The organism is Variovorax sp. dw_954, from assembly GCF_018449755.1.
Classification (GTDB): domain Bacteria; phylum Pseudomonadota; class Gammaproteobacteria; order Burkholderiales; family Burkholderiaceae_C; genus Variovorax.
In genome coordinates this window covers 186,363-192,362 of record NZ_JAAVVD010000015.1, presented here as the reverse complement: position 1 = coordinate 192,362, position 6,000 = coordinate 186,363, and the positions used below count along the sequence as shown (strand labels likewise).

At 67.2% G+C, this 6,000-nt stretch carries 5 protein-coding genes; 4 read left to right on the top strand and 1 reads right to left on the bottom strand.

Annotated elements, in window-relative coordinates; translation table 11 throughout:
* Both HB681_RS22815 and HB681_RS22810 read left to right on the top strand, forming a co-directional pair.
* On the top strand, positions 1–1,366 hold a 1,366-nt coding region (locus HB681_RS22815; protein ID WP_213957142.1), incomplete at its 5' end, for a beta-propeller fold lactonase family protein.
* Positions 1,367–1,586: 220 nt separating this feature from the next.
* Complete coding sequence (locus HB681_RS22810; RefSeq protein WP_213957141.1) at positions 1,587–2,855, top strand: porin; 1,269 nt, start codon at positions 1,587–1,589, stop codon at positions 2,853–2,855.
* A gap of 3 nt (positions 2,856–2,858) precedes the next feature.
* Here the strand turns inward: HB681_RS22810 and HB681_RS22805 are convergent, their stop codons facing one another.
* Positions 2,859–4,001 carry an epoxide hydrolase family protein gene (locus tag HB681_RS22805; RefSeq protein WP_256735056.1) on the bottom strand — a complete coding sequence of 381 codons (1,143 nt, stop codon included), beginning with the start codon at positions 3,999–4,001 and terminating at the stop codon, positions 2,859–2,861.
* Between the two features lie 167 nt (positions 4,002–4,168).
* On the opposite strand from HB681_RS22805, the gene HB681_RS22800 reads away from it, so the two are divergent.
* Together HB681_RS22800 and HB681_RS22795 are read left to right on the top strand one after the other, a co-directional pair.
* Positions 4,169–5,227, top strand: a complete 1,059-nt coding sequence (locus HB681_RS22800) for a catalase family peroxidase (RefSeq protein ID WP_213957139.1) — start codon at positions 4,169–4,171, stop codon at positions 5,225–5,227.
* On the top strand, positions 5,224–5,802 hold the full coding sequence (locus HB681_RS22795; RefSeq protein ID WP_345944727.1) for a cytochrome b/b6 domain-containing protein: 579 nt from the start codon (positions 5,224–5,226) through the stop codon (positions 5,800–5,802). Before HB681_RS22800 ends, HB681_RS22795 begins: the two co-directional genes overlap by 4 nt.
* Positions 5,803–6,000: the final 198 nt, after the last annotated feature.

Sequence of the window (6,000 nt, the reverse complement as noted above, 5' to 3'; positions counted from 1 at the left end):
CCCCCCCCCCCCCCCCCCCCCCCCCCCCCCCCCCCCCCCCCCCCCCCCCCCGCCCCCGCCACCGCCACCGCCGCCACCACCGCCACCACCGCCACCGCCACCGCCACCGCCGACCTTCACCGTCAGCGGCACGGTCAGCGGCTTGCTCGGCTCCGGCCTGGTGCTCCAGGACAACGCCGCGGATGACCTGGTCATTGCGTCCAACGGCAGCTTCACCTTCACCACGCCGCTTGCCACCGGGGCAAGCTACACCGTCACGGTCAAGTCGCAGTCCAGGATCCTGACCCGCGTCTGCACCGTCACCAGTGGCAGCGGGACTGTCGCCGCGGCCGCCGTGGTGAACGTCGAGGTGACCTGTGCCGCACCGGCGGCGCGCTTTGCCTACGTCGCGAACTCCGGCGACAACACCGTGTCGACCTACACCCTGGACGCCACGTCCGGCGCTCTCAGCCCGATGGTCGTGCCGACTGTGGCGACCGGGCTCTTCCCCCACCCCGTCGCGGTGGACCCCACGGGCCGCTTTGCCTACGTCCCGAATGCCGACTCCGGCACCGTGACGGGCTACACCATCGACGTCACCAGCGGCGCGCTCACCCCGATGGTCGTGCCGTCGGTGCCGACGAACCGCCCCTATTCCATCACCGTGGAACCCACGGGCCGCTTTGCCTACGTCGCGAATGCCGACAACAACACCGTGTCGGCTTTCGCCATAGATGCCACGACGGGCGCGCTCAGCCCGATCGGGACGGTGGCAGCAGGGACCAATCCCCAATCCGTCACCGTGGATCCTTTGGGGCGGTTCGCCTACGTCGCGAACTACACGTCCGGCAACGTGTCCGCCTACACCATCGATGCCGCGACGGGCGCCCTCAGCCCGATGGCCGTGCCGACGGTGACGACGGGAGTGAACCCCACCAACGTCGCCGTGGACCCCACGGGCCGGTTCGCCTACGTGGCGAATTCTTCCGACAACACCGTGTCGGCCTTCACCATCGATCAAGCGTCGGGCGCCCTCAGTCCGATGGCCGTGCCGACGGTCGTGACGGGGAACCGCCCCTACCAGGTCGCCGTGGACCCAACGGGGCGGTTTGTCTACGTGTCGGACGCCAGCGCCAACACCGTATCGGCCTACGCCGTCGATGCCACGGGCGCCCTCGGCCCGCTGGCGGTGCCGACGGCGGCGACCGGCGGTGCGCCCTATTCGATCGGCGTGGACCCCACAGGCAAGTTCGTGTACGTGCCGAACATCGACGCCGGCACGGTGTCGGGCTTCACCATTGACGGCACGTCGGGCGCCCTCAGCCCGATGGTCCCACCGGCGGTGGCGGCGGGCGGCGGGGCATTGGGCATCGCCTTCTCAAGGTAGATCCGACATCGGCCGCTTGCCGGCCGCATCGGCCGACATGAGGGATCCGATCCATCGGCGTTGATCGGCTGGATCGAAGCGCCGCGCACGCCTGAATGCGGGTCGCCGCCGCGCACCGCCGTCAATGCGGGCATACCCTTCCACCCTGTTCGGGGGGAGGGCGATTGGACTGCGCGAACTACCTTCGACGCGGTCATCCATTCGTTCACTTGATCCCCCCATGAAAAAGACTCTCGTCGCCGTGGCCGCCTTGTCGGCCGCCGGCATCGCTTCGGCGCAATCGACCCTGACCGTGTTCGGCGCACTGGACACCGGCGTCAGCTACTACGAAACCAGCAGCAAGTACCAGGGCCTCACCACCCCGGCGGCGCCGAAACCGGACCTGAAGCAAAGCCAATGGGCGCTGTCGAACAGCGGCAACGTGTCGAGCCGCATCGGCTTTCGCGGCCAGGAAGACCTGGGCGGCGGCCTGGCCGCTGCCTTCTGGCTGGAGTCGACGCTGTGGCCCGACGTGGGCTCGATCGGCCGTGCCGGCACCTACTTCGACCGGCGCTCGACGGTGAGCCTGCTCGGTCCCTTCGGCGAGGTGCGAATGGGCCGCGACTACACCCCGACCTTCTGGAACGACGCCGTGTTCGATCCGTTCGGCGTGGTCGGCGCGGGCACCAGCCTGATCGCGCAGACGATGGGCGGCTCGCTCCCCACGATCTCGCTGAACCGCGGCTACTACGCGCGCAAGGCCAACTCAGTCGGCTACTTCCTGCCGGCCAACCTCGGCGGCTTCTATGGCCAGGCGATGTACGCGTTCAGCGAGAACGTGTCGGGTCCGCAGTTGCAGGACGACCCCAAGGCGGTCAACAACTCGCGCACCGGCGGCTACGCCGGCGCACGCGTCGGCTATGCCAACGGCCCGTTCGACATTGCCCTTTCGTACGGCAAGAGCAACATCGGCGACAACTACCACTTCGGCTCGACCACCACCGTCACGACGACCAACCTCGGCGCGTCGTATGACTTCAGCCTGGTCAAGTTGTTCGGCGAATATTCGATGATCGACGTCAAGACCGACTTTGCCAATGCCGCGACCTTCCCGTTGACGCCGGCCCTGACGCCGCCGCTGAACGTGGACACGCGCAACTTCCTGGTCGGCCTGAGCATCCCGATCGGCGCCGGCCAGATCAAGGCTTCGTACGCGCAGGTGAAGGGACAGTTCTACAACTTCACGCCGTATGGCCCGTTGCCGATGACCACGCCCGACCCCAAGGCCACCAAGTTCGCGCTGGGCTATGTGTACAACCTGTCGAAGCGCACCGCGCTGTACACGAACTTTGCGGTGACCAAGAACGAGAACGGCGCCGCCGTGGGGGTGGTGAACGTCGCGTCCGCGGACGTCGGGCCGGGGTATACCAACACGGTCAACTCGAATGCGGCGGGCTACCGCGCGGACCGCGGCTACGGCTACGACGTCGGGATCCGGCACGCGTTCTGATATTCACTGCTCACCAGAACGCAAGGGCCGGTAGAACGCGCGGATCTCTGCCGCGAGCGCCTCCGGCTGTTCCATCGCCGCGAAATGGCCGCCCCGGGCCATGACGCTCCAGCGGCGGATGTCGGTGAAGGTCTGCTCGGCCAGCCGGCGCGGCGGGTGCAGGATTTCCGCCGGGAACTCGCAATAGCCCATCGGCACGTCCACCGTCCGGCCCGCAAGGATGGGCCACGGCCCGTGCTGGCGGGCGTAGTACGGCCAGAACGACGAGCCGATCGCACCGGTGAACCAGTACAGGCTCACGTCGGCAAGGATCTCGTCCTTCGTGAAGACCGATTCGACATCGCCGTCGCAATCGGACCATCTCCGGAACTTCTCGGCGATCCACGCGGCCAGGCCGGTGGGCGAATCAGTGAGCGCAAAGGCAAGCGTCTGCGGTCGCGTGCCCTGCTCGAGGCTGTAGCCCGTTTCCTCGGCGAGCCAATGCTTCAACTCGGCAAGGTACTGGCGCTCGGCCGGGCTGGGATCGGCACTCGGTTGCAGATCGCGCCGGATCGGGAGGAAGTTCAGATGCACGCCGATCGTCTTGTCGGGGTGCGCCAGTCCGATGCGCGAGGAGATGAATGCGCCCCAGTCGCCACCCTGCGTGGCGAAGCGTGGATAACCCAGCACCTCGCTCATCAACTGTGCGAACACGTCCGCGATCTGTTCGATGGAAAAGCGCGGCTGGTCTGCAACGAACGAGAGGCCATAGCCCGGCAGGCTGGGAGCCACCACGGTGAAGGCATCGGCTGGATCAGCGCCGAAGCGTTCGGGGTCGGTGAGCATCGGGATGATGTCGAGGAATTCGAACACCGAGCCCGGCCAGCCGTGCGACAGCAACAGCGGCAGCGGCGCCTTGCCCTTGCCCCTCACATGCAGGTAGTGCAGGTCGGTCCCGGCGATCGGCACCTTGAACTGGTCGAAGGCATTGAGCCGCGCCTCCTGCGCGCGCCAGTCGAAGCGGTTGCGCCAATGGTCGACGAGTTCGCGCATCCAGCCCAGGTCGGCGCCTGTTTCCCAGGGCGCGCCAGGCATGGCGTCCGGAAACCGGGTGCGTGCCAGCCGCTCGCGCAGGTCGGCGAGCGCCTTCTCATCCACATGGAGCATGAAAGGTCGAGGTGTCATGGTTTGCCGCAAGGGGTGGAGCGATGACCGTACAGCAATTGACCCCGGGTCCGCACGCTATTTGCAGCGCGGTAGGCAATGTCCGACAGAAAAAAGCGCAGCGTACGGATAGATTCCGTGCAGGCGCTTTGCCTTGGACGGGAATTCAAATGATGGACCGCCAGCCGCCCCCTCCTGGATCGACCCCGATCCGCCTCTTGCTGATCGCAGCCATCGTCGCCGTGATCGCGATTGCATTCGCCTGGACCGCCGGCTGGCTCACGCCGGCGCGCGTCACGCCGGCCAAGCTCGTCGACAACCTGGCGCCGCCCGCGGGCGTGGCCCTCGGGTTCAGGCGCAATCATGCAAAGGGCATCTGCTTCACCGGCAGCTTCGAGGCCAACGGCGCTGGGGTCGACTTGTCGAAGGCGCAAATCCTTTCGAAGGGCAGCTATCCGGTGACAGGCCGCTTCAACCTGGCCGTGGCCGATCCCAAGACCGCAGATGCCGCCTCGCGCGTGCGCGGCCTGAGCCTGCGCATCCAGTCGCCGGACGGGCAGGAATGGCGGTCCGCCATGCTCGATGCACCCTTCTTTCCGGTCGCCACGCCGCAGGCCTTCTACGACCTGCAACTGGCATCGCATTCGAAGGACCCCAATGCCATGAAGACCTTCGTGGCGGCACATCCGGAACTCGGCGCGTTCGGCGCGTGGGCCGGCAGCGCGCCGTTCACCGGCTCCTATGCGGAGAACCGCTTCAACAGCCTCAACAGCTTCGTCTTCACCAACGCCCAAGGTCAGGAGCAGACGGTGCGTTGGTCCTTCGTGCCGGCTGCGGCGCCGGTGGCCGTGCCGCCGGATGAACTGAAAGAGCGCGGCCCGGATTTCCTGTTCAAGGACATCACCGACAGGGTTGCCAGCGCGCCACAGCGCTGGACCTTCATCGTCACTGTTGCCAACCCCGGCGACCCTACAGCCGAACCCAGCAAGGCATGGCCGGACGACCGTCGCAAGGTCGAGGTCGGAACGCTGCTGGTCAGCAAGATCGAGCCCGAGCCTGACGGGCCTTGCCGCGACATCAACTTCGACCCGACCGTGCTGCCCTCGGGCATGCGCACCTCCGACGATCCGTTCCCGGCCGCGCGTTCGGCTGCGTACGCCGTGTCGTTCAACCGCCGCACCGCCGAAGAGAAGGACTATCCGCGCACCGCATCGGGAGCCAAGCCGTGAGCCGCGATCCCCTGCGCTTCACGCCCCTGCAACGCGTGCTGCACTGGGTCATGGCGATCTGCATCTGGACGATGCTCTTCGTCGGCGTCGGCATGGTCTCGACGATCCGGCCCGTGTACTTGACGCTGGTGAACTTCCACAAGCCGCTGGGCATCGCCATCCTGGTGCTCGCGCTGTTGCGGCTGATCGTGCGTTGGCGCTCCGGCACGCCACCGCTGCCGTCCGACATGCCTGCGCCGATGAAGCTTGCGGCCAGGTTGTCGCACCTGCTGCTGTACCTGCTGATGATCGCGATGCCGCTGATCGGCTGGGGCATGCTGTCGGCGGCGGACTATCCGGTGGTGGTCGCCGGCCTGCACCTGCCGGCCATCGTGGCGCCCAACGCTGCGCTGCACAGCATGCTGTGGAATGCGCACCAGTTCCTGGCGTTGTGCTTCTTCGCGCTGATCCTGCTGCATCTTGCCGCTGCGTTGTTCCATGCGTGGGTCCGGCGCGATGGCGTGTTTGAAAGCATGGCGCCGGTTTCCATGCGCCCGACACCGCAGGGCGACTCCGGCATCGCCGGCCGCCGCTGACGCCGGCTGCGCATCGTTGCGCCTTCAGCAGGGCGGGGCGGTGCGGCGTCTATCGTCGCAAGCAGACGCCGGTTGAAGCCGCCGGCCTACGGGCCTGCGCCCGGGCAAGCCGTACGGTTGGCGGAACCGGAGTCTTCACTTGCAGCCCACGCCCCTTTCTTACCGCCGTTCGTCCCGCACCACGCGTTCCTCATCCTT